This window comes from Streptomyces sp. NPDC101151 (assembly GCF_044768335.1).
Lineage (GTDB): Bacteria > Actinomycetota > Actinomycetes > Streptomycetales > Streptomycetaceae > Streptomyces.
In genome coordinates this window covers 274,097-300,675 of sequence record NZ_JBIWPP010000005.1, presented here as the reverse complement: position 1 = coordinate 300,675, position 26,579 = coordinate 274,097, and the positions used below count along the sequence as shown (strand labels likewise).

Annotated in this window: 27 protein-coding genes, 1 tRNA gene and 1 pseudogene; 20 read left to right on the top strand and 9 right to left on the bottom strand. The window is 71.0% G+C overall.

Going from position 1 to position 26,579, the window contains the following annotated elements:
- Nucleotides 1-83: 83 nt before the first annotated feature.
- The 3 genes from ACIRU3_RS12235 (at nt 84) to ACIRU3_RS12225 (ending at nt 3,458) form a co-directional block, all read left to right on the top strand.
- Nucleotides 84-1,571: an aminopeptidase P family protein gene (locus tag ACIRU3_RS12235; RefSeq protein ID WP_404055160.1), complete on the top strand. Its 1,488-nt coding sequence runs from the start codon at nt 84-86 to the stop codon at nt 1,569-1,571.
- Between the two features lie 93 nt (nt 1,572-1,664).
- A complete protein-coding gene (locus ACIRU3_RS12230; protein WP_404055158.1) occupies nt 1,665-3,029 on the top strand; it encodes a PLP-dependent aminotransferase family protein in 1,365 nt (454 codons plus the stop codon).
- A gap of 168 nt (nt 3,030-3,197) precedes the next feature.
- Nucleotides 3,198-3,458 (top strand): hypothetical protein, encoded by a 261-nt coding sequence (locus tag ACIRU3_RS12225; protein WP_404055156.1) that lies wholly within the window; start codon nt 3,198-3,200, stop codon nt 3,456-3,458.
- Nucleotides 3,459-3,544: 86 nt separating this feature from the next.
- Here ACIRU3_RS12225 and ACIRU3_RS12220 read toward each other — a convergent pair whose 3' ends face one another.
- Nucleotides 3,545-4,102 carry a GNAT family N-acetyltransferase gene (locus ACIRU3_RS12220; protein WP_404055153.1) on the bottom strand — a complete coding sequence of 186 codons (558 nt, stop codon included), beginning with the start codon at nt 4,100-4,102 and terminating at the stop codon, nt 3,545-3,547.
- Nucleotides 4,103-4,161: 59 nt separating this feature from the next.
- On the bottom strand, nt 4,162-4,608 hold the full coding sequence (locus ACIRU3_RS12215) for an ATP-binding protein (protein ID WP_404055150.1): 447 nt from the start codon (nt 4,606-4,608) through the stop codon (nt 4,162-4,164).
- Nucleotides 4,609-4,851: 243 nt separating this feature from the next.
- Here ACIRU3_RS12215 and ACIRU3_RS12210 point away from each other — a divergent pair, with 243 nt between their 5' ends.
- The 10 genes from ACIRU3_RS12210 to ACIRU3_RS12165 all read left to right on the top strand — a co-directional run bounded on the left by ACIRU3_RS12210 (nt 4,852) and on the right by ACIRU3_RS12165 (nt 15,076).
- The gene (locus tag ACIRU3_RS12210; RefSeq protein ID WP_404055147.1) at nt 4,852-5,679 is read left to right on the top strand and encodes a hypothetical protein; all 828 of its coding nucleotides are present in this window, start codon (nt 4,852-4,854) and stop codon (nt 5,677-5,679) included.
- 175 nt (nt 5,680-5,854) lie between these two features.
- The gene (locus ACIRU3_RS12205) at nt 5,855-6,586 is read left to right on the top strand and encodes a YcnI family protein (RefSeq protein WP_404055144.1); all 732 of its coding nucleotides are present in this window, start codon (nt 5,855-5,857) and stop codon (nt 6,584-6,586) included.
- A 90-nt stretch (nt 6,587-6,676) separates the two neighbouring features.
- Nucleotides 6,677-7,330 carry an SCO family protein gene (locus ACIRU3_RS12200; protein ID WP_404055141.1) on the top strand — a complete coding sequence of 218 codons (654 nt, stop codon included), beginning with the start codon at nt 6,677-6,679 and terminating at the stop codon, nt 7,328-7,330.
- Nucleotides 7,327-7,788 (top strand): copper chaperone PCu(A)C, encoded by a 462-nt coding sequence (locus ACIRU3_RS12195; protein ID WP_404055138.1) that lies wholly within the window; start codon nt 7,327-7,329, stop codon nt 7,786-7,788. Before ACIRU3_RS12200 ends, ACIRU3_RS12195 begins: the two co-directional genes overlap by 4 nt.
- Nucleotides 7,789-7,801: 13 nt before the next feature.
- Nucleotides 7,802-9,709: a copper resistance CopC/CopD family protein gene (locus tag ACIRU3_RS12190; RefSeq protein WP_404055135.1), complete on the top strand. Its 1,908-nt coding sequence runs from the start codon at nt 7,802-7,804 to the stop codon at nt 9,707-9,709.
- A gap of 8 nt (nt 9,710-9,717) precedes the next feature.
- Nucleotides 9,718-11,001, top strand: a complete 1,284-nt coding sequence (gene efeB / locus ACIRU3_RS12185) for an iron uptake transporter deferrochelatase/peroxidase subunit (RefSeq protein WP_404055132.1) — start codon at nt 9,718-9,720, stop codon at nt 10,999-11,001.
- Nucleotides 11,002-11,082: 81 nt separating this feature from the next.
- Nucleotides 11,083-12,015 carry a prephenate dehydratase gene (pheA, locus tag ACIRU3_RS12180; protein ID WP_404055129.1) on the top strand — a complete coding sequence of 311 codons (933 nt, stop codon included), beginning with the start codon at nt 11,083-11,085 and terminating at the stop codon, nt 12,013-12,015.
- 530 nt (nt 12,016-12,545) lie between these two features.
- On the top strand, nt 12,546-13,823 hold the full coding sequence (gene serS / locus ACIRU3_RS12175) for a serine--tRNA ligase (protein WP_404055126.1): 1,278 nt from the start codon (nt 12,546-12,548) through the stop codon (nt 13,821-13,823).
- Nucleotides 13,820-14,623, top strand: coding sequence for an HAD family hydrolase (locus ACIRU3_RS12170; protein ID WP_404055124.1), 804 nt, complete (start codon nt 13,820-13,822; stop codon nt 14,621-14,623). The genes serS and ACIRU3_RS12170 overlap by 4 nt, the downstream gene beginning before the upstream one ends.
- A gap of 39 nt (nt 14,624-14,662) precedes the next feature.
- Nucleotides 14,663-15,076 (top strand): hypothetical protein, encoded by a 414-nt coding sequence (locus tag ACIRU3_RS12165; RefSeq protein WP_404055121.1) that lies wholly within the window; start codon nt 14,663-14,665, stop codon nt 15,074-15,076.
- Nucleotides 15,077-15,095: 19 nt separating this feature from the next.
- Here the strand turns inward: ACIRU3_RS12165 and ACIRU3_RS12160 are convergent.
- From ACIRU3_RS12160 to ACIRU3_RS12135, 6 genes are all read right to left on the bottom strand, one after another.
- Nucleotides 15,096-15,183: transfer RNA gene (locus ACIRU3_RS12160), tRNA-Ser, on the bottom strand.
- Nucleotides 15,184-15,448: 265 nt separating this feature from the next.
- Nucleotides 15,449-15,691 carry a hypothetical protein gene (locus ACIRU3_RS12155; RefSeq protein WP_404055118.1) on the bottom strand — a complete coding sequence of 81 codons (243 nt, stop codon included), beginning with the start codon at nt 15,689-15,691 and terminating at the stop codon, nt 15,449-15,451.
- An 88-nt stretch (nt 15,692-15,779) separates the two neighbouring features.
- Nucleotides 15,780-16,499 (bottom strand): ABC transporter permease subunit, encoded by a 720-nt coding sequence (locus ACIRU3_RS12150; RefSeq protein WP_404055115.1) that lies wholly within the window; start codon nt 16,497-16,499, stop codon nt 15,780-15,782.
- Nucleotides 16,500-16,509: 10 nt separating this feature from the next.
- Nucleotides 16,510-17,421 (bottom strand): ABC transporter ATP-binding protein, encoded by a 912-nt coding sequence (locus ACIRU3_RS12145; protein WP_404055112.1) that lies wholly within the window; start codon nt 17,419-17,421, stop codon nt 16,510-16,512.
- Nucleotides 17,418-18,335 (bottom strand): ABC transporter permease, encoded by a 918-nt coding sequence (locus ACIRU3_RS12140; RefSeq protein ID WP_404055109.1) that lies wholly within the window; start codon nt 18,333-18,335, stop codon nt 17,418-17,420. The genes ACIRU3_RS12145 and ACIRU3_RS12140 overlap by 4 nt, the downstream gene beginning before the upstream one ends.
- Nucleotides 18,325-19,287: an ABC transporter ATP-binding protein gene (locus ACIRU3_RS12135; protein ID WP_404055495.1), complete on the bottom strand. Its 963-nt coding sequence runs from the start codon at nt 19,285-19,287 to the stop codon at nt 18,325-18,327. Before ACIRU3_RS12135 ends, ACIRU3_RS12140 begins: the two co-directional genes overlap by 11 nt.
- Nucleotides 19,288-19,527: 240 nt before the next feature.
- On the opposite strand from ACIRU3_RS12135, the gene ACIRU3_RS12130 reads away from it, so the two are divergent.
- The 7 genes from ACIRU3_RS12130 (at nt 19,528) to ACIRU3_RS12100 (ending at nt 26,260) form a co-directional block, all read left to right on the top strand.
- Complete coding sequence (locus tag ACIRU3_RS12130) at nt 19,528-20,370, top strand: M24 family metallopeptidase (RefSeq protein ID WP_404055106.1); 843 nt, start codon at nt 19,528-19,530, stop codon at nt 20,368-20,370.
- Nucleotides 20,367-22,127, top strand: coding sequence for an SDR family oxidoreductase (locus ACIRU3_RS12125; protein ID WP_404055103.1), 1,761 nt, complete (start codon nt 20,367-20,369; stop codon nt 22,125-22,127). The genes ACIRU3_RS12130 and ACIRU3_RS12125 overlap by 4 nt, the downstream gene beginning before the upstream one ends.
- Before the next feature lie 95 nt (nt 22,128-22,222).
- Nucleotides 22,223-23,179 carry a MerR family transcriptional regulator gene (locus tag ACIRU3_RS12120; RefSeq protein ID WP_404055100.1) on the top strand — a complete coding sequence of 319 codons (957 nt, stop codon included), beginning with the start codon at nt 22,223-22,225 and terminating at the stop codon, nt 23,177-23,179.
- Nucleotides 23,180-23,301: 122 nt separating this feature from the next.
- A complete protein-coding gene (locus ACIRU3_RS12115) occupies nt 23,302-23,850 on the top strand; it encodes an RNA 2'-phosphotransferase (RefSeq protein ID WP_404055097.1) in 549 nt (182 codons plus the stop codon).
- A gap of 21 nt (nt 23,851-23,871) precedes the next feature.
- Nucleotides 23,872-24,342, top strand: coding sequence for a hypothetical protein (locus ACIRU3_RS12110; protein WP_404055094.1), 471 nt, complete (start codon nt 23,872-23,874; stop codon nt 24,340-24,342).
- Nucleotides 24,343-24,385: 43 nt separating this feature from the next.
- The gene (locus ACIRU3_RS12105; RefSeq protein ID WP_404055092.1) at nt 24,386-25,288 is read left to right on the top strand and encodes an LLM class flavin-dependent oxidoreductase; all 903 of its coding nucleotides are present in this window, start codon (nt 24,386-24,388) and stop codon (nt 25,286-25,288) included.
- An 84-nt stretch (nt 25,289-25,372) separates the two neighbouring features.
- Nucleotides 25,373-26,260, top strand: coding sequence for an HAD-IIB family hydrolase (locus ACIRU3_RS12100; protein ID WP_404055089.1), 888 nt, complete (start codon nt 25,373-25,375; stop codon nt 26,258-26,260).
- A 55-nt stretch (nt 26,261-26,315) separates the two neighbouring features.
- Here the strand turns inward: ACIRU3_RS12100 and ACIRU3_RS12095 are convergent.
- A pseudogene (locus ACIRU3_RS12095) lies at nt 26,316-26,573 on the bottom strand (ATP-binding protein); the annotation flags it as partial.
- Between the last annotated feature and the right edge of the window lie 6 nt (nt 26,574-26,579).

The following is a 26,579-nucleotide window of genomic DNA, read 5'->3' as shown; positions in this document are numbered from 1 at the left end:
GATGATGGAGGTCCCTCCGCTCGGCCACAAGCGTGAGCGTCGCGGGCCCGGGGGAGATCACACGCCGTACCGAGGAGGATCACGTGTCCGACGAGCTCAACCCGGCCGTTTTCGATTCCGCCGCCACCGCGGAGGGCCCGGAAGCCGAGTCCGAGGAGCCCATCAAGCAGCGGAAGAACGGCCTGTACCCGGGCGTCTCCGACGAGCTGGCCGAGAACATGAAGTCCGGGTGGGCCGACACCGAGCTGCGGGACCTGCAGCCGGTCCCCCAGGCCGCCGAGACCGCCCGGCGCCGTGCCGCGCTCTCCGCGCGCTTCCCGGGCGAGCGTCTCGTCGTCCCCGCGGGCAACCTGAAGACCCGCTCGAACGACACGGAGTACTCCTTCCGCGCCTCGGTCGAGTACGCCTACCTCACCGGCAACCAGACCGAGGACGGCGTCCTCGTCCTGGAGCCCACCACCGAGGGCCACCAGGAGACGATCTACCTCCTGCCGCGCTCGGACCGCGAGAACGGCGAGTTCTGGCTCTCCGGCCAGGGCGAGCTGTGGGTCGGCCGCCGCCACTCCCTCACCGAGTCGGAGGCGCTGTACGGCATCCCGGCCGCCGACGTGCGCGAGCTGGCCGACCGGCTGCGCGAGGCCACCGGCCCGGTCCGGGTGGTCCGCGGCCACGACGCCGGCATCGAGGCCGCCCTGACCGACAAGGTCACCGCCGAGCGTGACGAGGAGCTGCGGGTCTTCCTCTCCGAGGCGCGGCTGATCAAGGACGAGTTCGAGATCGGCGAGCTGCAGAAGGCCTGCGACTCGACCGCCCGCGGCTTCGAGGACGTCGTCAAGGTCCTCGACAAGGCCGAGGCGACCAGCGAGCGCTACATCGAGGGCACGTTCTTCCTCCGCGCGCGTGTGGAGGGCAACGACATCGGCTACGGCTCCATCTGCGCGGCCGGCCCGCACGCCTGCACGCTGCACTGGGTGCGCAACGACGGCCCCGTCCGCTCCGGCGACCTGCTCCTGCTGGACGCGGGCGTGGAGACGACCACGCTGTACACCGCCGACATCACGCGGACGCTGCCGATCAACGGCACGTACACGGAGCTTCAGAAGAAGATCTACGACGCCGTGTACGAGGCCCAGGAGGCCGGTATCGCGGCCGTGCAGCCGGGCGCCAAGTACCGCGACTTCCACGACGCCGCCCAGCGCGTGCTCGCCGAGAGGCTCGTCGAGTGGGGCCTGGTCGAGGGCCCGCTGGAGCGCGTCCTGGAGCTGGGTCTGCAGCGCCGCTGGACGCTGCACGGCACCGGCCACATGCTCGGCATGGACGTCCACGACTGCGCGGCCGCGCGGACCGAGACGTACGTCGAGGGCACGCTGGAGCCGGGCATGGTTCTCACCGTCGAGCCCGGCCTGTACTTCCAGGCCGACGACCTGACGGTCCCCGAGGAGTACCGGGGCATCGGCGTCCGTATCGAGGACGACATCCTGGTCACCGAGGACGGCAACCGGAACCTCTCGGCGGGCCTGCCGCGCCGCTCCGACGAGGTCGAGGCGTGGATGGCAGCCCTGAAGGGCTGATAGGACACTGATGGCCGGGCACCCGGAAGGTGCCCGGCCATCGGCGTGTCCGTACACGTGCGAGGGCTTCACGTGCCTAGGGGGAGGGTTTTCGTGGACGACTTCTGGTCCGGTGTGGGTGTGGACCTGCATCTCGAACCCGACGCGGCGGACGGCCGCCGGGTCGGTCTGGAGCGGGCGCTCAGGGACGCCGTACGCGACGGGCGGCTCGCACCCGGCACCCGGCTGCCGGCCACCCGGCGGCTCGCGACGGAACTCGGCGTCTCGCGCGGCACCGCGAAGGCGGCGTACGACCAGCTCGTCGCCGAGGGCTATCTGACCGCGCGGCAGGGATCCGGCACCCAGGTCGCCGAGCTGCCCGCCGTGCAGGAGGAGAAGCCCGGAACGGCGGCCCACGCGCGTGCGCCGCGTTTCGACCTCCGGCCGGGCAGCCCCGACGTGGGCGCGTTCCCCGCGGCGGCCTGGCTGCGCGCGCTGCGCCGTGCCATAGCGACGGCGCCCTCACTGGCGTACGACTACGGCGACCCGCGCGGCCGGATCGAACTGCGCACCGCGCTGTCGGGCTACCTGGGGCGTGCGCGCGGGGTGCTCGCGCCGCCGGAGCGGATCGTGATCACCTCCGGGTACATCCAGGGACTCGCGCTTCTCACGCGCGTGCTGGACGGCGCCTCGATCGCCATGGAGGACCCGGGGCTGCCCTTCCACCGGGACGTGGTGCGGCGCAACGGCGGGACCGTGCTGCCGGTCGGGGTGGACGAGCGCGGGGTCCGGCCCGGGGAACTGGGCGAGGCGGCCGCCGTGGTGGTCACTCCGGCCCACCAGTACCCGACCGGGGTGACCCTGCATCCCGAGCGGCGCCGCGCGCTCACCGACTGGGCACGCGCGCGGGGCGGGGTCATCATCGAGGACGACTACGACGGCGAGTTCCGCTACGACCGCCAGCCGGTAGGCGCGTTGCAGGGCATGGCCCCGGGCCAGGTGGTCTACCTGGGCACCGCCTCCAAGACCCTCGGACCCGCGCTGCGGCTCGGCTGGATGGTGCTGCCCCCGCAGCTCGCCGACGCGGTCGCCGACGCCAAGCTGCACAGTGACCATCACACCGAGACCATCGGGCAGCTGGCACTCGCCGAACTGATCGACAGCCACGCCTACGACCGGCACGTGCGCGCGTGCCGGCTGCGGTACCGGCGCCGCCGGGACCAGTTGCTGGACCGGCTGGGGGCGCGGCGGAGCGTGCGCGGCATCGCGGCCGGGCTGCACGCGCTGATCGACGTACCCGACGAGGCCGAGGTCCTGGTCCGCGCCGAGGCGGAGGGGCTCGCCGTCGGCCACCTGGGAAGCCATTGGCACACGCCCGGCGAGGGGCGGCCGCAAGGCCTGGTGGTCGGCTACGGCACCCCTCGGGAGCGGGCCTATCCGGAGGCGCTGGAGGTGCTGGCGAAGGTCCTCGACACCTGAGACGGGGCACTGCTGGCGGGGCCGGTGCCGGCCGGTGAGCGGACGGGACTGCCGGCGCGGCTGCAGGCGACGCCGAACGGCGGGCCGGTCCGCATGGTCCGCGGCCGTGATCCTGGTGGTCGGCTCGGTGCTGCGGGTCGTCGCGGAGATGCAGCAGTCGGCGGGCTCGTGGCAGCTGTCCTTCGACCTGGCCCGGCCGACCGGATGGGCGAGTGCCAGGGCTTCTTCGGCACGGGCGTCACGGTGGCCCGCACCCTGGGCCCGCTGGTGGTGACCTCGCTGCTGACGGGCTGGGGCACGCCGGGCCGGCTGCTGCCGGGCGCGTTGATGCCGGTGGCGGCCTGCGCGATGGGGCCGGCGGCCCGCCGGGCCGCCGACCGTGCCGACCGTGCCGACCGGACGGTCACGGAGGGGGTGTTCGCGGGCTGACCGGCAACGCGTCCAGGAACAGCGGGCACGTCCCGGAAAAAGCGGTGAAGGCCGCTACCCCCGGCAAGAAGGCCGGAATCGCACCGTCACGCAACGGGCGCGTGATCGTGCAGCACACGCTGGAAGAGCCGACAGTCCCGCCATTTCCCGTTGATGTGCAGATAACGGGGAGCGAGCCCGATCGGTTCGAATCCGCATTTCACCAGCACCCGTTGGGAGCCGGTGTTCTCGGTCAGTGTGGACGCCTCGATGCGGTGCAGTCCGATCGTGTCCCGGGCGATACGGCAGACCTGCTCCACCGCGGAGCTCGCCAGGCCCTTGTTCTGCTGGTCGGCGGCGACCCAGTAGCCGAGATAGGAACTGCAGAAAGGGCCCCGGGAAATCCCGGACAAAGTGATCGCCCCCACGATGCGGCCGCCCGGAGCCGCCAACACCCAGGGCACCACCCCACCCTCCGTGAACTGCCGCAACAGCCCGTCGATGCGCTCCTTCTGGCCCTCCGCGGTGAAGAAGGACTCCGGCCTGTCCGGCTCCCACGGTTCGAGGTGTTTGCGGTTCTCGGTATAGGCACAGGCGAGTGTGAATGCGTCGGCCGCGGCAAGGGGGCGCAGTGTCACTCCGCCCGCTATTTCCTCGTGTTTCATTTCCAGATGATCGCTATACATGCGCGCACCCTAGCCGCGCGGGCCGGTCAGAGCGCTCGTCATGCCGTAAGCAGGGAAGGATCTTTCTTCCATTTGAGGATCTTGTCGAAGCTCACCACCGTCCCGCCCCGGCCCGGCTTGGCTCCGATATGCACGTGATCGGCGAGTTCCCGGATCAGACACAGCCCGCGGCCGTGCTCGGCATCCGTGCGAGCGGGTCTGATGTCCTGGGCGCGCACGACCCCGGGTCCGGAATCGGCCACTTCGATCCGGCAGGTCTCGCCGTCGAGGTAGGCGGTCACCCGGTAGGCCTCCGAGCGGCCGCCGCCCGTGACGTCCCCGCCGTGCTCGACCGCGTTCGCGCAGGCCTCGCTGAGGGCGACGGACAGGTCGTAGGAGACGTCCGGGTCGACGCCCGCCGTCTCCATCGTGCCGATCAGCAGCCGCCGGGCGAGCGGAACGCTCGCGGCCTCGCGTCGCAGATGGAGAGACCACCAGATGCTCATGCTCCAGCCTCCTGGCCGCGGCTCGACATACCGTTACCTATTGCCGCCCGTACGCACCCGTAAGCGCACCGTTGACGTGACTCCGCCCATACAGGCGATGCGTCCCGGGAGGAATCGGTGTATGAGGGCATGAAATTCCGGCGGAGGATGATCTTCCGGTCGTCGCGGCGGTCCTCCCGTCGTGACGGAATCCCGCGACCTGCCGCAGGGACCGGGCAAGGCCAGTGCGATGATGACCCCGCCATGACTGCCCCCCACCCGCGCACGGCGCGCCCCGGAGCCGGGCTCCGGATCCTGCGGGCCGCGGTGTTCGCCGCGGTCTGCGTCGTGCTGGCCGCGGCCGGGCACACGCTGGCCTCCTGCGCGCGGGTGCCCCTGTGGACGCTCGGGGCGGGCTTCCTCGGCTCCCTGCTGCTCGTGGCTCCGCTCGCCGGGCGGCAACGCTCGCTGCCCGGCATCGCCGCGCTCCTCGCGCTCGGCCAGACCGTGCTGCACACGCTGTTCGGGCTGGGTCAGCACGGGACGTCCGCCGCGATGCCGATGGGCCCGGCGGACGGCTCGCTGAGCGACGGCGCGCTCGTCGAGCGTGCCGCCCGGCTCGTGTGCGGGTCGAGCCCCTCGGCGCTCACCCCCGGGCACGCCTACCGGCTCCTGCTCGACGCGCGCCTCATCGACTCCTCGGGCCAGGCTGCGGGCACCATGCCGGCCATGCACCACATGGGCGACGCCGCCGGCTCCCCGGCACCGCTGCTGCCCTCCCTGCCGATGCTTCTCGCCCACGTCCTCGCGGCCGTCGCCGTGGGCTGGCTGCTGCGCCGCGGCGATCTGGCCCTGCTGCGGCTGATCGAGCTGTCGGCGCATGGAGTCGCGGAGGGGGCGCTCGTACGATCCCTGCGCGGGGCGCTCGCACTGGCGCACGCCCTGTGCGCCGGGCTGCTGCCCGCACCCGAGCCCGGCCCGCGCGGCTGTCGTACCGCCCGGGACGAGGCGCCCGCCCCGCACACCACCGCACTCCAGCACACGGTGATCCGGCGCGGCCCGCCCGCCGCCGCGTTCCTTCTCGCCGCCTGACGCGACGCGACCACACTCCACCGGAGCCGGAGACGGAAAGCCGGGACAGGAGAGGCCGCCGTCGTGCGGCACGCACGCGTGCGCACATCGAACGGTGCCACCGCGAGTGGTACCGCCACGCGCACGCGTACTCCTGATCACCACCGGACCTACTCGGAGTGGAGTGCTCCCCGCCATGAAGGCTTCTCGTATCGCCGCCGCCACCGTCGTCGCCGGCTCGGCCGTTCTCGCCCTGTCCGCCCCGGCCTTCGCGCACGTCACCGTGCAGCCCGAGGGCCCGGCCGCCAAGGGCGGTTATGCGGTCGTCGACTTCAAGGTCCCCAACGAGCGCGACGACGCCTCGACCACCAAGCTCGAGGTCAGTCTCCCGGCCGACCACCCGATCGCCTCGGTCAGGCCCCAGCCGGTGCCCGGCTGGAACGTGACGGTCACCAAGTCCAAGCTCGACAAGCCGCTCGAGATGCACGGCGAGAAGATCGACGAGGCCGTCACCAAGGTCACCTGGACCGCCGACGGCAAGGGCATCGAGCCCGGCTTCTTCCAGAAGTTCCCGCTCTCGCTCGGCGCTCTGCCCGAGGACGCCGACCAGCTCACCTTCAAGGCGATCCAGACGTACTCCGACAAGGACGTCGTGCGCTGGATCGAGGTGCAGCAGAAGGGCCAGGAGGAGCCCGAGAAGCCGGCCCCGGTGCTGGAGCTGTCCGCGGCCACCGACGACCACCACGGCGGCTCGACCGCCGAGGACGCCTCCGACAAGAGCGACGCCAAGTCCGAGAAGACGGCCGCCGCCGAGGACTCGAACGGCGGCAGCGACACCACCGCACGCGTGCTGGGCGTGGTCGGCATCGTCATCGGTGTCGCGGGCGTGGGCTACGGCGTCCTCGCGAGCCGCCGCCGCACCGCCTGACCCACCGTTCCGCGGGCGCACCAGGGGTCGTGCGACGCTGTCGTACGCCCCCGGTGCGCACCGGAGTTCTCACATCTGGGACATTTTTCTATGCGCAAGAAGACGTTCGCGGCGGCCGCGCTGCTCGCCGCCGCCGCCCTGACCCTCTCCGCCTGCGGCAGCGGTGACGACAGCAAGTCGCCCGTCGCCGTGGTCTCCGAGGAGACCGACTCGGGCAAGGCCGCGACCATCCTCGACCAGCCGTTCGAGAAGCCGGACCTGGTCCTCACCGACACGCACGGCAAGAAGTACGACCTGCGCGCCGAGACCAAGGGCCACCCGACCCTGGTCTACTTCGGCTACACACACTGCCCCGACATCTGCCCGACGACGATGAGCAACATCGCCGTCGCCAAGAAGGCGCTGCCCAAGGCCGAGCAGAACGACCTCAGGGTCGTCTTCGTCACCACCGATCCCGACCGCGACACCCCTGCCGAACTGGCCAAGTGGCTCAAGGGCATCGACCCGCAGTTCATCGGTCTGACCGGTGACTTCTCCACCATCCAGGCCGGCGCCCGGTCCCTCGGCATCTCGATCGAGCCGACGTCGAAGGACAAGAACGGCAAGCTCGTCTCGGTGCACGGCACCCAGGTCATGGCGTTCTCGCCGAAGACCGACGGGGGTTACGTCCTCTACGGCGAGGACGCCACGGTCGACGACTACACCAAGGACCTGCCCAAGCTCGTCGAGGGAGCGAACCCGTGAGGCGTGCGCTCCTGCCCGCGGCCGCGCTCGCCGGCGCCCTGGCCCTGACGGGCTGCGGATCCGGCTCGGATTCCGGCTCCGCCGAGGCCGAGGTGTCGGTGAGTTCGTCCTACATGCCCCAGCCGGTCTCCGCCGACATGGCCGCCGGGTTCCTGACGATCACCAACAAGGGCGGTGTGAAGGACGAGCTGACCTCGGTCACCAGCGATGTCGCCGGCCAGGTCACCATGCACAGCACCGTCGGCGGGGCCATGGAGGAGCAGAACTCCTTCGCCGTCCCGGCACATGGTCAACTCGTGTTCAAAAGCGGTGGCAACCATCTGATGTTCGAGAAGCTGAAGCACAAGCCGGCGCAGGGCCAGAAGGTCACCCTGAAACTCACCTTTGCCAAGTCCGGGCCCGTCACCGTCGAGATGCCGGTGAAGTCCGCCACGTACAACCCGTCGACCGGCCACTGAGGGAGGGACCACCTTGACCCGGACCATCACCCCCCGCCTGCGGACCCTGGTGCTGCTGCTCCTCGCCGTCACCGGCGCGCTGCTGGCGGGCGCCGGGCCGGCCTCCGCGCATGCCGCGCTGACCGGCAGCGACCCCGCACAGGGGGTGGTGGTCGACAAGGCGCCCACCCAGGTGTCGCTCACCTTCTCCGAGAAGGTGGCGATGAGCGACGACTCGCTGCAGGTCCTCAACCCCAAGGGCAAGAAGGTCGAGGTGGGCTCGCCGACCAACGTCAGCGGGACCACGTACGCCGTGAAGCTCAGGAGCGGCCTCGGCAAGGGCACCTACACCGTCGCCTACCAGGTCGTCTCGGCGGACAGCCACCCCGTCTCCGGCGCCTACACCTTCTCCATCGGCGCGCCCTCGCAGACCGTCGTCTCCGGGGTCGGGACCGCCGCGGGCGGCGGAGTCGTCGGCTGGCTCTACGCGTTCGGCCGGTACGCCTCGTACGCCGGCTTCATCGTGCTGGCCGGCGGCGCCGCCTTCGTGCTGGCCTGCTGGCAGCGCGGCTCGGGCGTACGGGCCGTGCAGCGGCTCGTGGTCGGCGGCTGGCTCGCGCTCACCGCGGCGACCCTGTGGCTGCTGCTCCTGCGCGGCTCCTACACCTCCTCGGGGAAGTTCGCCGACGTCTTCGACCTGGACCTGCTCGGCCAGGTGCTGCAGACCAAGACCGGCGCCGCGCTGGTCTCCCGGCTGCTGCTGCTCGCCGCCGCCGCGCTGTTCATCGCCGTCCTCTTCGGTGCCTTCAACCGGCGTGAGGACGAGGAGAAACGGGATCTGACCTTCGGGCTCGCCGTCGGCGGGGTGGTCGTGGCCGCCGGGCTCGCGGCGAGCTGGGCCATGGCCGAGCACGCCTCCACCGGGCTCCAGCCGGCCATCGCCATGCCCGTCGACGTCCTCCATCTGCTGGCCGTCGCCGCCTGGCTGGGCGGCCTCACCGCCCTCCTGGTCGCCCTGTACCGGGCGCCCGCCGACACCCCGGTCGAGACCGCCGCCGTCCACCGCTTCTCCCGCCTCGCCTTCGGTGCAGTCCTCGTCGTGGTCGCCACCGGCACCTACCAGTCCTGGCGCCAGCTCGGCTCCTGGTCGGCGTTCACCGAGACCCGGTACGGGCAGCTGCTGCTGGTCAAGATCGGGCTGGTGGCGCTGCTGGTGGGCATCGCGTGGATCTCGCGGCGCTGGACCGGACGGCTCGCGGACACGGTCACCGCCGCCAAGAAGGTGAAACAGCCCGAGAAGGAGCACGTCTCCGCGTCGAAGGGCACCGGCGCCGGCAAGGGGGCCGCCTCCGGCGACGGCAAGCGCGCCGCCCAGCTCGCCCGGCAGCGGGCCGCGGTGGCCGCCGCCCGGCAGAAGCAGCTGCGGGACGGTGACCCGAACCGCTTCGGCCTGCGCCGCTCGGTGCTCGCCGAGGCCGGCGTCGCGGTCGTGCTGCTCGCCGTCACCACCTGGCTGACCCAGACCGAGCCGGGCCGCACCGAGCAGGACGCCAAGTCCGCCACCTCGTCGTCCTCCAGTTCCTCCGCCTCGTCCTCGTCCGGCGCGCTGACCCTGGACATGCCCTTCGACACCGGCGGCACCGACGGCAAGGGCCTGGTCCGGATCGATCTCGACCCCGCGCGCGTGGGCGGCAACGAGATGCACGTCTACGTACAGCGGCCCAACGGGCGCGCCTTCGACGTCCCCGAGGTGAAGGTCGCCTTCACCCTCACGGCCAAGAAGATCGGGCCGCTTCCGGTGACCCCCGACCACGTCACCACCGGCCACTGGTCGGCGGCCGGATTGCAGATCCCCATGGCGGGCGACTGGAAGATCGCCGTGACCGTGCGGACCTCCGACATCGACCAGGTGACCGTCTCCAAGAACGCGCAGATCGGCTGAACCACACCATGCCCGACCAGTCCATTCCCGAGGCCCGTACGGCCGACCCCGCGGTGCGGGAACCCGATACCGACGGCGGCCGGGGCATCTCCAGGCGCGCACTGCTCGGCACCGCCGGAGCCACCGGGCTGGTGCTCGGCGCGGCCGGCGGAGCCGTGGGCTACGCGGCCGCGCCCGCCCCGGCCACTCCGCTGACCTCGGTGGGCTCGGACCGGGCGATGTTTCACGGGAAACATCAGCCCGGGATCACCGAGGGACTGCAGGCCCGCGGCCACCTCGTCGCCTTCGACCTGGCCGCGGGCGCGGGCCGCAAGGAGGCGGCGGCCCTGCTGCGGCGCTGGTCCACGACGGCCGAGCGGCTGATGGCGGGCGAGGCCGCGCCGCACGACGACACCGGTGTGGCCCGGGACGCGGGCCCCTCGGCACTGACGATCACCTTCGGCTTCGGCCACAGCTTCTTCGCCCGGACCGGTCTGGAGAAGCAGCGACCGGGCGCCCTGGACCCGCTGCCCGACTTCTCCTCCGACCAGCTCGACAAGGCACGCAGCGACGGCGACCTGTGGGTGCAGATCGGCGCCGACGACGCCCTGGTCGCCTTCCACGCGCTGCGCGCGATCCAGAAGGACGCCGGCAGCGCTGCCCGCGTCCGCTGGCAGATGAACGGCTTCAACCGCACCCCCGGCGCCACCGCCCGCCCCATGACGGCCCGCAACCTGATGGGCCAGCTCGACGGCACCCGCAATCCGAAGCCGGCCGACGCCGACTTCGACCGGCGGATCTTCGTCCCCGCCTCGGCGGAGCCTGCCTGGATGGTGAACGGCTCCTACGCCGTCGTACGCCGTATCCGCATGCTCCTCGACGACTGGGAGAAGCTGTCGCCGGGGGCCCAGGAGGCGGTCATCGGGCGCCGGAAGGCCAACGGGGCGCCGCTGTCCGGAGGCGGCGAGACGACCCCGATGGATCTGGAGAAGGCCGACGCCAAGGGCGAATACCTCGTCCCGGTCAACGCACACGCCCGGATCACCAGGCCCGACCGGAACGGCGGCGCGGCCATGCTGCGGCGTCCGTTCTCCTACCACGACGGCATCGAAGCGGACGGGACGCCGGACGCGGGACTGCTGTTCGTCTGCTGGCAGGCGGACCCGCTGCGCGGCTTCGTGCCGGTGCAGCGCAAGCTCGACCGCGGGGACGCGCTGTCGCAGTACATCCGGCACGAGGCGAGTGGTCTGTTCGCGGTGCCCGGGGGCGCGACCGAGGGAGAGTACGTGGGCCAGCGCCTCCTGGAGGGGTGATTCCGGGCTCTAAACCACCCGGTCGAGTGGCATCCGTGAAACGCGGGGGCCGCGTGCACCGGCGGCCATTAGGGTGAGGACATGCCAGCGAGCTATGCGTATCTCGGTCCCGAAGGCACCTTCACCGAAGTCGCCCTGCGCACGCTTCCGGAGGCGGCCACCCGGGAACTGATCCCGTACGTCTCGGTGCAGTCCGCACTCGACGCGGTGCGGACCGGCGAGGCCGAGGCCGCATTCGTGCCGATCGAGAACTCCGTCGAGGGAGGCATCACCACCACCCTGGACGAGCTGGTCGCGGGCGAGCCGCTGATGATCTACCGCGAGGTGCTGCTGTCGATCACCTTCGCGCTGCTGGTCCGGCCGGGCACGAAGCTCTCGGACATCAAGACGGTCTCCGCGCATCCGGCCGCCCAGCCGCAGGTCCGCAACTGGCTCAAGAAGAACCTCCCGGACGTCCTCTGGGAGTCGGCCGCCTCGAACGCGGACGCCGCACGGCTGGTCCAGGAGGGCCGGTACGACGCCGCCTTCGCGGGCGAGTTCGCCGCCGCCCGGTACGGTCTCGAGGCCCTGGAGACCGGGATCCACGACGCGGAGAACGCGCAGACCCGGTTCGTGCTGGTCGGCCGCCCGGCCCGGCCCGCCGCGCCGACCGGCGCCGACAAGACCTCGGTGGTGCTGTGGCAGCGGGACGACCATCCCGGCGCCCTGCGCGACCTCCTCGGCGAGTTCGCCACCCGCGGCATCAACCTCATGCTGCTGCAGTCCCGGCCGACCGGTGCCGGTATCGGCAACTACTGCTTCTGCATCGATGCCGAGGGCCATATCTCCGACCGGCGGGTGGCCGAGGCGCTGATGGGGCTGAAGCGGATCTGCCTCCAGGTGCGTTTTCTCGGGTCCTATCCGCGCGCGGACATCCGGCCGGGCGAGGCCCGGTCCACCTTGCCGGGGACTTCGGACGAGGAGTTCGTGGTGGCGTCGGACTGGGTGGCGCGCTGTCAGGACGGCCGGTTCTAGCCAGTCGTACCTGCATATCTTCGTTATCCACAGAAGTTATCCACAGGTCCGCTTCTCGACCTGGGGACAAGTCGACACGGCAGTGCCATCCGGTCGACAAATCGCCCTGGACGCCCCAGATGTGGCCACCGCCCGGCAGGTCACCCTTCGTCCACCCGTTTCCTTTGGTTCATCTTTTGGAGCGACCTCTTTCCACCCGAAAGTGGGTGTCGCCCCTGTTCGAACCGGGAATTCTTCAGTCCGGCCGAAACTTCCGGAGTGATCAATTCCGAAATCCACAGACTTTCCGCACAGCCTGTGGATAACTCTCCCCGGCGTGTGGATTCCTGTGGACAACGGCCCTTCCAAGTGCCGCTCTCCACAAGGGAATCCGGTCAACCAGGGGTCCACCGACTGCCCCGTTCCAGGGAATGAGACGGCTTTTATTGACAGGTACCGACACTCTGCGCAATTGCCCCATAACGTCACGTAGGGCGCGAGTCGCAATAGTGGGTCGTGGCGTGCGAGCCCGCACCGGTAGCCTTGGCCACGTGATTGACCTTCGCCTGCTCCGTGAGGACCCCGACCGTGTGCGCGCGTCCCAGCGCGCCCGTGGAGAGGACGTCGCGCTCGTCGACGCTCTCCTGTCTGCCGACGAGCGGCGCAGGTCGTCCGGCGTCCGCTTCGACGAGCTGCGTGCCGAGCAGAAGTCGCTCGGGAAACTGATCCCCAAGGCCTCCGGGGACGAAAAGGCCGAGCTGCTGAAGAAGGCGAGCCGGCTCGCCGCCGACGTCAAGGCCGCCGACGCCGAGCAGCACGAGGCCGACGAGGAGACCAAGCGTCTCGCGCTGCAGCTCGGCAACCTCGTGCACCCCGACGTCCCGGTCGGCGGCGAGGAGGACTTCGTCGTCCTGGAGACGCACGGCACCATCCGCGACTTCGGCGCCGAGGGTTTCGAGCCCAAGGACCACCTGGAGCTCGGCGAGGCGCTGGGCGCGATCGACGTCGAGCGCGGCGCCAAGGTGTCCGGCTCACGCTTCTACTACCTCACCGGTGTCGGCGCCCTGCTGGAGCTGGCGCTGGTCAACGCGGCGATCGCCCAGGCCACCGAGGCCGGGTTCATCCCGATGCTGACCCCCGCGCTGGTCCGCCCGCGCGCCATGGAGGGCACCGGATTCCTCGGCCAGGCCGCGGAGAACGTGTACCACCTGGAGAAGGACGACTATTACCTGGTCGGCACCTCCGAGGTCCCGCTCGCCGCGTACCACATGGACGAGATCCTCGACGCCGAAAAGCTGCCGCTGCGCTACGCCGGCTTCTCGCCGTGCTTCCGCCGCGAGGCCGGCACCTACGGCAAGGACACGCGGGGCATCTTCCGCGTGCACCAGTTCGACAAGGTCGAGATGTTCTCGTACGTCGCCCCCGAGGACGCCGAGAACGAGCACAAGCGGCTCCTCGACTGGGAGAAGCAGTGGCTGACCGGCCTCGAGCTGCCCTTCCAGGTCATCGACGTGGCCTCGGGCGACCTCGGAGCGTCGGCGTCCCGCAAGTACGACTGCGAGGCGTGGATCCCGACCCAGGGCAAGTACCGCGAGCTGACCTCGGCCTCCAACTGCGACAGCTTCCAGGCCCGGCGCCTGTCGGTGCGGCAGCGTGACGGCAAGAAGGTGCAGCCGCTGGCGACGCTGAACGGCACCCTGTGCGCCGTACCGCGCACGATCGTGGCGATCCTGGAGAACCACCAGCAGGCCGACGGCTCGGTGTACGTCCCCAAGGTGCTGCGCCCGTACCTGGGCGGCCGGGAGGTCCTGGAGCCGGTCGCCAAGTGAGCGCCGGATTCCCCTTCCGACTCATCGCCACCGACCTCGACGGAACGCTCCTGCGTTCCGACGAGTCGATCTCGCAGCGCACCCGTGACGCGCTCGCCGCGGCCACCGCGGCGGGCGCCGCGCACATCGTCGTCACGGGTCGCGCGGTCCCCTGGACCCGGCACATCCTCGACGACCTCGGGTACGACGGCCTCGCCGTCTGCGGCCAGGGCGCCCAGGTGTACGACGCCGGGGCGCACCGCCTGCTGACCTCCGTGACCCTGGACCGGCAGCTGGCGGGCGTGGCCCTGGCGAAGATCGAGGCCGAGGTGGGTCCGCTGCACCTGGCGGCGAGCCGGGACGGGCTGGACGGCGAGGTGCTGGTGGGGCCGGGTTACGCGGTCACGGGCACGCTCCCCGCCACCCCCTTCACGGACGCCTCCGACCTCTGGACCGCGCCGCTCAACAAGATCTACATACAGCATCCGACGCTGAGCGACGACGAGCTGGCGGAGGCGGCGCGGCGGGCGGCCGGTGGTTTCGTCACCGTCGCCATGGCCGGCGAGGGCATCGTGGAGCTGCTGCCCCTCGGCCTGTCCAAGGCCACGGGCCTGTCCCTGGCGGCCCGCCGCCTGGGCCTGAAGGCCGCCGACACGATCGCCTTCGGTGACATGCCCAATGACATCCCGATGTTCGCCTGGGCCTCCCACGGGGTGGCCATGGCCAACGCGCACGCGGAGCTGCGGGCGGTGGCGGACGAGGTGACGGCCTCCCATGAGGAGGACGGGATCGCCGTGGTGCTGGAGCGGTTGCTGGGCTGAGGCCGACCGGCCCGGGGCGCGCTGCTACATTCGGCAGCCATGCGATCACGCGAGTACGATCTCGACTTCCGCGACCGCGCCGCCCGTATACGCGCCTGGGGCATCGGCCTGCTGGCTGTCGCGGGCCTGCTGTGGACCTGGTGTGCCGTATTGCTGCTCACTCCGTATGAGGTCGACCGGGAGCCCGGCGACCGATACCCCGACCAGTGCGAGTCACGGCTGCTGACGGACCGCGGCACAGCCAACGAAGGGCTCTACAAGGGCGATCACTGCGCGAACGAACGGGACTGGCCCGAGGCGCTCGCCGTGCTCGGTCTGTCGATCCCGGTGTCCGTCACGGGCGTCGCGCTGTTCACCACGGGAGCCGTGAGCAGGCGGATGAGCGCTCATGCAGAGGCGATGCGCGAGCTGGACCGGATCGCCGACGAACGGGCAGCGGCCCGGTCCCGGTGACTTCCCGTGACAGTTCTTGCGGAGGATGCACGAATCGAACGTGCGCGGGCTGTTCAGGCCCGACCTTGGCTTAGCAAGCCAGTGCCTTACCACTCGGCCAATCCTCCGGGTGGGCGGCCCACGCGAGAGACACATCGCGTGCTCGAAGCGGCCGCCCCGGGCAGCTCCCATGAGCTCTACGGAGGGGTGACGATCACTCCGGAGCCCGCCTCGGGCTGCCCTGTCGGGAGCTGGACGTACTGCCGTGCATGGACATCGCCCAGCTCCTCTCCCAGATCGTGACGCCGGGACACTCCCGGCGGATGGGGCACAACCACTGTGCCTCACCGCCGAGTTGGACGCCACTGAATTGGCCGGTGCGCGGAGGCCGCCCTACTGGCGACGCCATCTGCGTCGCCGCGCCTTGCTGAAGAACCAGCCCGCGGGGGGCTCGTCGGACCGCCAGGGCTGCGGATCCGGTTCCTCGGCGCGCCAGCGGGCGGCGAGCATCCGGGCCCGGGCGGACGGCTCGGACGTCTCGGCGGCCCCTACGAAGGCCTCGTCCAGGACCAGCTCGTCCCAGACGTCGCCGTCGGACCCCCCACGGGCGTCGTGCTGCGGTATCTCCTCTGCCATCTGCGGCCTCCTAGCCGTACATCCGCTGTGCCCAGTGTGCGCCGGCAGGGGTGAAGTCCCCGTCAAGGCCACCGGGGCTCGTGCGGGGCTACTCCTCGCCCGCCAGCGTGAGCGCCCGCAGCTTCTGGCCGGCGTACCAGGTGGTCAGAACGGTGACCGCGACCAGCAGCACCGTCGCCGTGGGCAGCCCGACGTCCGAGGTCACCAGGTCACCGCCGGCCACCTTGTGGGCGACGGCGAGCGACCACTGCTGGACGCTCAGGGTGCGGGCGCCGGACACCAGGGAGCCGAAGAGGGCCTCCCAGACGAGGGCGTAGACGAGACCGAACACCACCGCGTGCCGGGACACCGTGCCGAGCAGCAGGAACATCGACGCGTAGGCGATCGACGCGACCAGTGCGGCCACCGTGTAGGCGACGGCGATCTGCTGGCCGTTGCCGTTGAGGATGAAGCCCGCGACGAGCGTCGGCAGGGCCGAGAACACCATCGTCACTGCGATCGCCACGATCAGCTTGGTGAAGATGATCGTCGGCCGCTTCACCGGCTTGGCCAGCAAGTACACCACCGAGCCGTCGTCGATCTCCGGCCCGATCGCGCCCGTGCCCGCGATGACGCCGATGATCGGCACCATCGTGGCGAGCGCGAGCCCGCCCAGCAGGTCGGAGGCGGTCTGGTCGTCGGCGCCCGCGAGACCGCGGACGACGACGGAGATCGCGATCAGCAGAAGGGGCAGGGCGCCCAGGATGAGGGCCCGGCGCCGGCCGAGCAGAGCCCGGTAGGTGAGCCGGGCGACTGTGGGGTCGTACATCTTGGGCCTCCTACGCCGCGACCAGATACGAGAAGACGGACTCGAGGGACTCGTCGGACGGCGAGACCGTGAGCAGCCGGATGCCGTGGTCGCGGGCGACCTTGGGCAGCAGGGCGGTGAAGCGGCCGAAGTCGACGGCCTGGATGCGCAGCGCGCCCTCGGTGACGTCGACCTCGATGCCGGATGTCGACGGGTCGGCGATCAGCGCGGCCGCGAGCGCGCGGTCGTCGCTGGAGCGCACCAGGTATCGGTGCGGGCGGTCGGTCATCAGGCGACGGATCTTGCGGAAGTCACCGCTGGCCGCGTGCCGCCCGGCGACGACGACCTCGATGTGCCGGGCGAGCTGCTCGACCTCTTCGAGGATGTGGGACGAGAACAGCACCGTGCGGCCCTCGTCGCCCATGCGCCGCAGCAGCTCCATGAGCTGCATGCGCTGGCGCGGGTCCATGCCGTTGAAGGGCTCGTCGAGCAGGAGCAGCGACGGGTCGTGCACCAGGGCGCTCGCCATCTTCACGCGCTGGCGCATGCCCTTGGAGTACGTCGAGATCTTGCGGTCCTGTGCGTACTCCATCTCGACCGTCGCGAGGGCCCGCCCGGCGGCCTTGGCGCCCAGGCCGTGCAACTCGGCGTTGGCGACGACGAATTCACGACCGGTGAGGAAGTCGTACATCGCCTCCCGCTCGGGGACGATGCCGATGTGCTTGTAGATGGCCTCGTTGCGCCACACCTGCCGGCCGTCGAGGGTGACGGTGCCGGTGGAGGGGGCCAGGAAGCCGCCCATCATGTTGATGAGGGTGGACTTTCCGGCACCGTTCGGACCGAGCAGGCCCGTGACGCCCGGGCCGATGGTCATCGTGATGTCGTTGACGGCGACCACGTTGCCGAACCAGCGGGAGACGTGGTCGATGGAGAGCGTGGTCACAGGCCCACCTTCCGGTAGCGGCGCATCAGGAGGCCGTAGCTGGCGGCGATCAGGCCCAGGACGACGAGCACGTAGACCACGCCCTCGCCGTTCGTGGGTCCGATCGCGCCGGGGAACGCCGAGCTCGCGCCGAGGAACGCGGACTGGACTCCGTCAATGAGCGTGACGGGCGAGAAGAGGCCGATCCAGGGGATGGCGTTGGTGCTGTTCTGCGCCTCGGCGATGGCCTGGAGCGTGGAGACCGCGCCGTAGGAGATCGTCATGACGGCGATGACGGCCGCGATGCCGAACCCGCGCCGCGGTGTCACCGAGGCGATGACCAGGCCGATACCGGCGAAGAGCAACGAGAGCAGAGCCACGGAGACGAGTCCCTGTGCGAATCCCTTGGTCTGGTCGGCGAAGTCGAGCTTGGCCAGCAGCGCGCCGATGTAGAGCACGAGCAGCGGTGCCGCGGTGAGGATGAACAGCGCGGAGGCCAGCGCCGCGTACTTCGCGCGTACGTAGTCGGCGGTCTCGATCGGCCGCGAGAAGTACAGCGGCACGGTCTTGAAGCGCAGGTCGCGCGAGACGGACTGGGGAGCCTGCGAGGCGACGTACAGGCTGATCACGGCCTGCATGATGATCGCGTAGCGCGTGTACTCGACGGGCAGGTCCTTCGCCTTCGTGGCGACCGCGACGGCGACCATGATGGCCGCGGGCACGCACATCACCACGAACAGCAGCATGGGCAGCACCTTGGACTTGACCGAGCGGCCGAGGCCGTAGGCGCCGCGCAGGGACTGCGAGTAGAGGGAGCGGGTGGCGTAGGAGCGGCCGAGGCGGGGGCCGTCGTAGTTGCGGTAACCGATGTTGTGAATGCGGGTCTGGTCACCCGGGGTCGGTACTGGTGTCCGCGTGGGCTGCTCAACCGCCATGGCCGACCGCCTCCTTCCGCTGTTGTTCCTCGCTCGTGAAGACCTCCGAGATGTGGTGCCGGCGCTGCTCCATGCGCACCAGCCCGAGGCCCAGGTCGGCGACGACGTCGCGCACCAGGTCGTACGTCTCCTCGCCCTGCGCGGTGAGCAGCAGGATGTGCCCGGCGCCCGGGAGACCGCTGCTGTCGTGGGTGTCCACCCCGCGCGCGTGGAGCACCTCGCGGACCGCGTGGGTGCCGTCGGGGTGTTCGTCGCTGTCCGTGACCTCGATCGCCAGGGTCGTCGTGGTCTGGGTGAAGTCGGTGGTGGAGCTGGAGCGCAGCAGCTTGCCGCCGTCGACGACGACGACGTGGTCGCAGGTGCGCTCGAGTTCGCCCAGCAGGTGGGAGGTGACCAGGACCGAGATGCCGAAGTCGGTGTGGATGCGGCGGATCAGGCCGAGCATCTCGTCGCGGCCGACCGGGTCGAGGCCGTTGGTCGGCTCGTCCAGGAAGACCAGCTGCGGGTCGTGCACCAGGGCCTGGGCGAGCTTCACACGCTGCTTCATGCCGGTGGAGTAGCCGCCGATGGGGCGGTAGCGCTCCTCGTACAGCCCGACATGGCGCAGGGTGTCCGCGGTGCGCTCGCGCGCGGCGGTGGGCGGCAGGCCGGACATGCGCGCCATGTGGACGACGAACTCGGTGGCCGAGACGTCGGGCGGCAGGCAGTCGTGCTCCGGCATGTAGCCCACGCGCTCACGGATGGCGGCGCCCTTGGTGGCGACGTCGAGGCCGAGCACCTCGGCGCGGCCCTCCGTGGCGGGGGACAGACCCAGCAGGATCTTGATGAGCGTGGACTTGCCGGCGCCGTTGGCTCCGACGAGTCCGGTCACACCGGCTCCGATGTCCACGGACAGCCGGTCGAGCGCGGTCACCCGGGGGAACCGCTTGCTCAGGCTTTCGGTCGCGATCACAGTCACGCCATCGAAGATAGTGACGCAGACCACGACGGTCGTCAGACCTCAGAGCCGTCTTCGCGTCAGACTCGAGTATTACGGGGCCCTAGGGGATCCCCTGCCTGAGAGTTATCCACGGCGACGCAGGGGCCCTTGTCCACAGCCCTTGATCCCGCCTATTGACGCCGACTCTAACAACTGTCACATTCACCAGTGTCAAGTTACGGACGCGTACCGCAGTCGACGGGACGGGGCGGCATGACGACGGCAGTGAGCAGCGAACTCTCCGTGGAGCTGGAGGGGTTCAGGCGGGTGCAGCGCCTCGCCTACGAGTGCGCGGAGGCGGTCGCGGCACGCCTCGAACCCGGGATGACCGAGCGCGAGGCGGCGCGGATGCAGCGCGAGTGGCTGCGCGAGCGGGGGGTGCGGGACTGGTTCCACCTGCCCTTCGCCTGGTTCGGCGACCGCACGGCGTTCGCGAACTTCCGCATCCCGCTGCAGTTCTTCCCGACCGACCGCGCCCTGGAGCCCGGGATGCCGTTCATCCTGGACATGGCCCCGGTCTACGAGGGATACACGGCCGACATCGGCTACTCGGGCTCCCTCGGCGTGAACCCGGTGCAGGACCGGCTGATGGCCGACCTGGAGGCGCACCGTGCCCTGATCCTGCGCCAGGTGCGCGAGCGGCGGCCGCTGCGCGAGATCTACGAGGACGTGGACCGCCTGATGGCCCGCCAGGGCTACGCCAACCGGCACCGGGCGTATCCGTTCGGCGTGATCGCCCACAAGGTCGACCGGGTGAAGCAGCGCCGCTGGTCACCGCACCTGTTCGGGTTCGGCACCCAGTCCCTGAAGGGCCTGGCCGCCGACGCCCTGCACGGCCACCGCGAGGGCTGGTCGCCCCTGTGGTCGCCGTACCGATTCTCCAACCACCCGCCGCTGCCGGGCCTGTGGGCGGTCGAACCCCACCTCGGCTTCCGGGGTACCGGCGCGAAGTTCGAGGAGATCCTGGTGGTGACCGACTCCCGGGACGCGGAACAGAGCGCGTTCTGGCTGGACGACGATCTGCCGCACGTGCGGCGCTGGGCGGAGGCGAAGTGACGCTGAAGGGTGCGCGGGAGCGCCGGGTGCGGACCGGCGGGGTCGAGCTGTGCGTGGCCGAGCTGGGTGACCCCGAGCGGCCGACGGTGGTGCTGGTGCACGGCTACCCGGACAGCAAGGAGGTCTGGTCGGAGGTCGCCGTCCGCCTCGCCGACCACTGCGGATTTCATGTCGTCCTGTACGACGTCCGGGGCCACGGCCGCTCGACGGCACCGCAGCCGCTGCGCGGCGGCTTCACCCTGGCGAAGCTCACGGACGACTTCCTGGCCGTCGTGGACACCGTGAGCCCGGACCGCCCGGTGCACGTGGTGGGTCACGACTGGGGCTCGGTGCAGTCCTGGGAGTTCGTCACGGTGGGGCGCACGGAGGGGCGCATCGCCTCCTTCACCTCGATGTCCGGCCCCTCCCTTGACCACTTCGGGCACTGGATCAACGCGCGCGTGAAGCGCCCCACGCCCCGCCGGGTGGGCCAGCTGCTCGGCCAGGGCGCCAAGTCCTGGTACGTCTATCTGCTGCACACACCCGCTCTGCCGGAGCTGGCCTGGCGCGGCCCGCTCGGCAAGCGCTGGCCGAAGATCCTCCAGCGGGCCGAGAAGGTCCCCGGCGGGGACTACCCGACCTCGTCCCTGCCCTCCGACGCGGCGCACGGCGCCTGGCTGTACCGGGACAACGTCCGCGCCCGGCTGCGCAGGCCGCGCCCGGACGCCTTCGCGCACGCGCCCGTGCAGCTCATCACGCCCCTGGGGGACGCGTTCCTCTCGGAGCGCCTGTACGACGATCTGGAGCGGTGGGTGCCGCAGCTGACCCGCCGCACGCTCGCGGCCAAGCACTGGATCCCGCGCACACGCCCCGACCAAGTGGCCGCATGGGTGGAGGAGTTCGTGACGAGTGTCGAGGGCGGACGGCCCGAACCCAGGCCCGCCGGCCGGCACGCCGACCGGTTCGGCGGGCAGCTGGTGCTCGTCACCGGAGCGGGCAGTGGCATCGGCCGCGCCACGGCGTTCGCGTTCGCGGAGGCCGGCGCCCGCGTGGTGGCCGTCGACCGGGACACCGAGGCCGCCGCCCGCACCGCCGAGCTGTCCCGGCTGATCGGCGCCCCCGAGGCGTGGGCGGAGCAGGCGGACGTCTCCGACGAGCAGGCCATGGAGAAGCTCGCCGAGAGGGTGCACCGCGCGTACGGCGTGCTGGACGTGCTGGTCAACAACGCGGGGATAGGCCTTTCGGGCTCCTTCTTCACCACCACGACCGACGACTGGCGCAAGGTCCTGGACGTCAACCTCTGGGGTGTGATCCACGGCTGCCGCCTCTTCGGCGCGCGGATGGCCGAGCGCGGCCAGGGCGGCCACATCGTCAACATCGCGTCGGCGGCCGCATACCAGCCCTCCCGGGCGCTGCCCGCCTACAGCACCTCCAAGGCTGCGGTCCTGATGCTCTCCGAGTGCCTGCGCGCCGAACTGGCCGCGCAGGACATCGGAGTCACGGCGATCTGCCCCGGCTTCGTCAACACCAACATCACCTCCACGGCCCGCTTCACCGGAGTCGACGAGGCCGAGCAGCGCCGCCGCCAGAAGCACTCGGCCCGCCTGTACGGTCTGCGCAACTACCCCCCGGAGAAGGTCGCCAAGGCGGTCCTGGACGCGGTGACCGACAACAAGGCGGTGGTTCCGGTGACACCGGAGGCCCGGGGCGCGCATCTGCTGGCGCGGTTCATGCCCGGGGTGTTGAGAGGGATCGCACGGGTGGAGCCGAAGTTGTGAAGGGCAAGTCGGTGTAGTTCAGCGGGAAGCGTGCGTGCCGACGCGAGAACCACCGCTGCCCGAGCCCGACTCCGGTCACCGCAAAGGAACCCCGCATGACCGACCCCCCGACCCGCACGACGTACCGCATCGACGACCTCGCCCACCAGACCCGCACCACCGTGAGAACGATCCGCGCCTACCAGGACAAAGGACTCCTCCCCCGCCCCGAGCGCCAAGGCCGCGCGAACCTCTACTCCGGCATCCACCTCACCCGCCTCCACCAGATCGCCCACCTCCTCGACCGCGGCTACACCCTCGCCTCGATCAAGGAACTCCTGGACGCCTGGGACACCGGCCGTGGCCTGGGCGGCGTCCTCGGCCTGGTCACCGAGGTGGAGGGACCGTGGACCGACGAGGAACCGGCCCGCATCAGCCGTACCGAGCTGGACGCCCGCTTCGGCGGCGCCCCCGACGAGGACGCCGTGGCCGAGGCGGTCGAGCTCGGCGTACTGGAGGCGGTCGACGGCGACCCGGACACCTTCCTCGTACCGAGCCCCCAAGAGCTTTCCGTGGCGGCCGAGTTGCATGCTGCCGGAGTGCCGCTCTCCGCGATCTCGGGCCACCTCAGGGAGTTGAGGGGCCAGGTGGAGCACATAGCCGCCCGTTTCCTGGAGTTCACCACGGAGTACGTCTTCGCCCGCTACCTCGACGACCCCGGCCGCCGTACGGACGCGCACGCGGCGGAAGCGGCCGCGCTGGTGCGCCGGCTGCGCCCCCTGGCCCAGCACACGGTGGATGCCGAACTGGCCCGCGCCATGCGCGTGTTCGCCGTTCAACACCTGCGCACACGTCTCGGTACCGAGAAGCCGCAGGAGCCGCTGGAGCCGCGCGGTCGGACGCGTTCCATCGATCTGCCCGCGGAGACGATCAGCGCTGTGGAGCGGCTCGTTGGCAGCGAACACCTGGCCGCCTTCATCGCTCTGGCAGCCGAACGCGAGGTGAGTGCACGCACTTTGGACGATCTGGCTACACCGAAGCGATCCAGCAAGGAACTTGGCGAATCGCTCTAAACTGCCCACCAGTTGTCCACAACTTCTTCAATTCCCCTGTGGATAACCGCACTTGGCTGTGGACCAAACCCCGGACGGAAAAATAACCTGCGTGATCCGCGTCTCTCCCGCACGCTGGAGAGATGGATGAAAGACGCACCGTGAAGGTGTCGAAGTACCTCTCGAAGCACCTTCGTCACCAGCCCGAACGCATAGGCCTCACGCTCGACGCGAGCGGGTGGGTCGAGATCGACACCCTGATCGCCGCGGCCGCCGCGCACGGGTTCCGGTTCACCCGCGAGGAGCTCGACCACGTGGTGGCCGCGAACGACAAGCAGCGCTTCGCGGTCGAGGGCACGAGGATCCGCGCCAGCCAGGGCCACAGCATCGAGGTCGACCTCGGCCTGCCCGCGGCGACCCCACCGCCGTACCTCTACCACGGCACCGTGGCCCGCAACCTGGACGCGATCCGCGCCGAGGGCCTCAGGCCCATGAACAGGCACGACGTCCACCTCTCGGCCGACCGCGAGACCGCGACCCGGGTCGGCGCCCGCCGCGGCCGCCCCGTCGTGCTCACCGTGGACACCGGCTCCATGCACCGCGACGGCCACACCTTCCACGTGAGCGCGAACGGAGTGTGGCTCACCAAGGCCGTACCGCCCCGCTACCTGCGGTTTTCCGATCCGCACTGACATCGGGACCTGGCACCCCTCATGATCAGTGGTGTGGACCACTCGCCCGAACACCTGCCCACCACCGAAGCCGCCGTCACCGCCCTGCGCGCCCTGGCCGCCGAGTACGCGCGCGAGATCGAGGTGACCCACGACATCGGCGCCGACCGGACCTCGCGCCGAAGCGCCGCGGGCGTCGGCGTCACCACCGACCCGGACGGCTCCCTTCCGCACGAGGCGTACGTGGAGTTCGGCGGCCTGCCCCGGGTCGGTGTGCGGCTCTACCCCGAGAACGACGCGCAGATCACCGTCGAGGGCGTCCAGTGCGACGACATCGCACGCGACGACGTCCCCGCCTTCCTCCGCTCCGTCTTCGGCGGCCTCGCCCACGTCAGGGCCCGGCGCTTCCCGCCCGGCTACCGCCTCGTCGTACCGCTCCCCGGTGACCGGGCGCACAAGGAGTACGTCCCCGCGGTCCTGCTCAGCCCGTGGCTCAGCAGGCACGTACGGTGACCGATTTCGGCCATTGTCACGGGGCACCCGTACTCTCGGACGCATGAGTCTGCGTCTGAGCACCGTGATCCTGCCGTACCGCCGCTGGAACGAAGGCGGCCGTGCCGCCTGGGTGCGGGCCGAGCAGCTCGGTTTCCACAGCGCGTACACCTACGACCACCTGTCCTGGCGCAGCTTCCGCGACGGCCCGTGGTTCGGCGCCGTACCGACGCTGACCGCCGCCGCGGCCGCCACCGACCGGCTCCGCCTCGGCACGCTGGTCACCTCGCCGAACTTCCGGCACCCGGTGACCCTCGCCAAGGAACTGATCTCCCTCGACGACATCTCCGGCGGCCGCGTCACCCTGGGCATCGGCGCGGGCGGCACCGGCTTCGACGCGACCGCCCTCGGCCAGGAGCCGTGGACACCGCGCGAGCGTGCCGACCGGCTGGCCGAGTTCGTGCCGCTGCTCGACCGACTACTCACCGAGGACTCGGTGTCGCACGAGGGCCGGTTCTACTCGGCGCACGAGGCACGCAACATACCCGGGTGCGTACAGCGGCCCCGGCTGCCCTTCGCGGTGGCGGCCACCGGCCCGCGCGGCCTGAAGCTCGCCGCGCGGTACGGACAGGCGTGGGTGACCACGGGCGACCCGAGGCTGTACGAGAGCGGCACCCCGGAGCAGTCGGTCGAGGCGCTGCGCGGGCAGCTGGAGAAGCTGTCCGAGGCATGCGCGGCGGCCGGCCGGGACATGGCCGAGCTGGACAAGGTCCTGCTCACCGGCTTCACCCCGGACCGCGGCCGGCCCCTCGCCTCCCTGGACGCCTTCGTCGACTTCGCCGGCCGCCACCAGGAGCTGGGCTTCACCGAGATCGTGATCCACTGGCCCATCCCGGACTCCGATTTCGCCGCGGACGAGAAGGCCTTCGAGCGGATCGCCATGGAGGCCCCCGCCCAGCTGGCGTGACCCCGTGACAGACGTCGTCCGTCAGCCATCTGTGATGTGTCCGTGGACTCATCTGTGCGGACTCCCGCACGGCCGTGCTGGCATATGCGCGAGAATGGCGCGGTGACCTCAGCGACCAGACAGCCCGGGACCCCGGCCGCCGCCCTACCGCCGCGGCTGATCGCCACCGACCTCGACGGCACTCTGCTGCGTGACGACAAGTCGGTCTCCCCGCGGACGGTCGCCGCGCTGGCCGCCGCCGAGGCGGCGGGCATCGAGGTCTTCTTCGTCACCGGTCGACCGGCCCGCTGGATGAACGTCGTCAGCGACCACGTCCACGGCCACGGCCTGGCGATCTGCGGCAACGGTGCGGCCGTGGTCGACCTGCACGGCGGCCCCGGCGCCCACCGCTTCGTCAAGGTGCGCGAACTGGCCAGGGAGAACGCGCTGGACGCGGTACGGCTGCTGCGCGCCGCGGCGCCCGGCACGGTGTTCGCGGTCGAGCAGACGTACGGCTTCCACCAGGAGCCGGCCTATCCCAAGCTGCACAGGGAGATACCGGACAACCTCCTGCCCGCCGAGGCCCTCCTCGCGGCCGACGGCCCGGACGCGGACCAGCCCGTGCTCAAGATCCTTGCCTACCACCCCGACCTCGACCCCGACGCCTTCCTCGCCCTCGCCCGCCTCGCGATCGGCGACGGCGCCAACGTCACCCGCTCCAGCCCCAGCGCCCTGCTGGAACTCAGCGGCCCGAGCGTCTCCAAGGCCAGCACGCTCGGCCTGTGCTGTGCCGAGCGCGGCATCTCTCCCGAAGAGGTCGTCGCCTTCGGGGACATGCCCAACGACGTGGAGATGCTGACCTGGGCCGGCCGGTCGTACGCGATGGGCAACGCCCACCCGGACGTCATCGCCGCCGCCTCGGGCCGTACGGTCGCCAACAACGAGGACGGCGTGGCCGTCGTGATCGAGCGGATGATCGCCGAACGCGTCTGATCCCGGTCGGCGACAAGGGGCTCCCGGCGGGCGGTTGCCGGGAGTGCCCCCGCGCCACCGGCGTTCCGCCGCTGCCGTCCACTTCGATGTCCGGCCCGTGCCGGCTGTCGCCGCCGAGCCACTCGACGCACCGCTTCAGGTTCTCCAGGCCGCTGCTGCGGCCGCCCTCGGGAAGGCCGGCACCGTCGTCAGCGACGGTCAGCCGCACGCCCGGCCGCCCGTCGGGCAGGGTCACGGTCGCATCGACCACGACGTCGATCCGGGAGGTCCCGGCATGCCGGAAGGCGTTGGACCGCGCCTCCCGCAGGGCCGCCTCCCC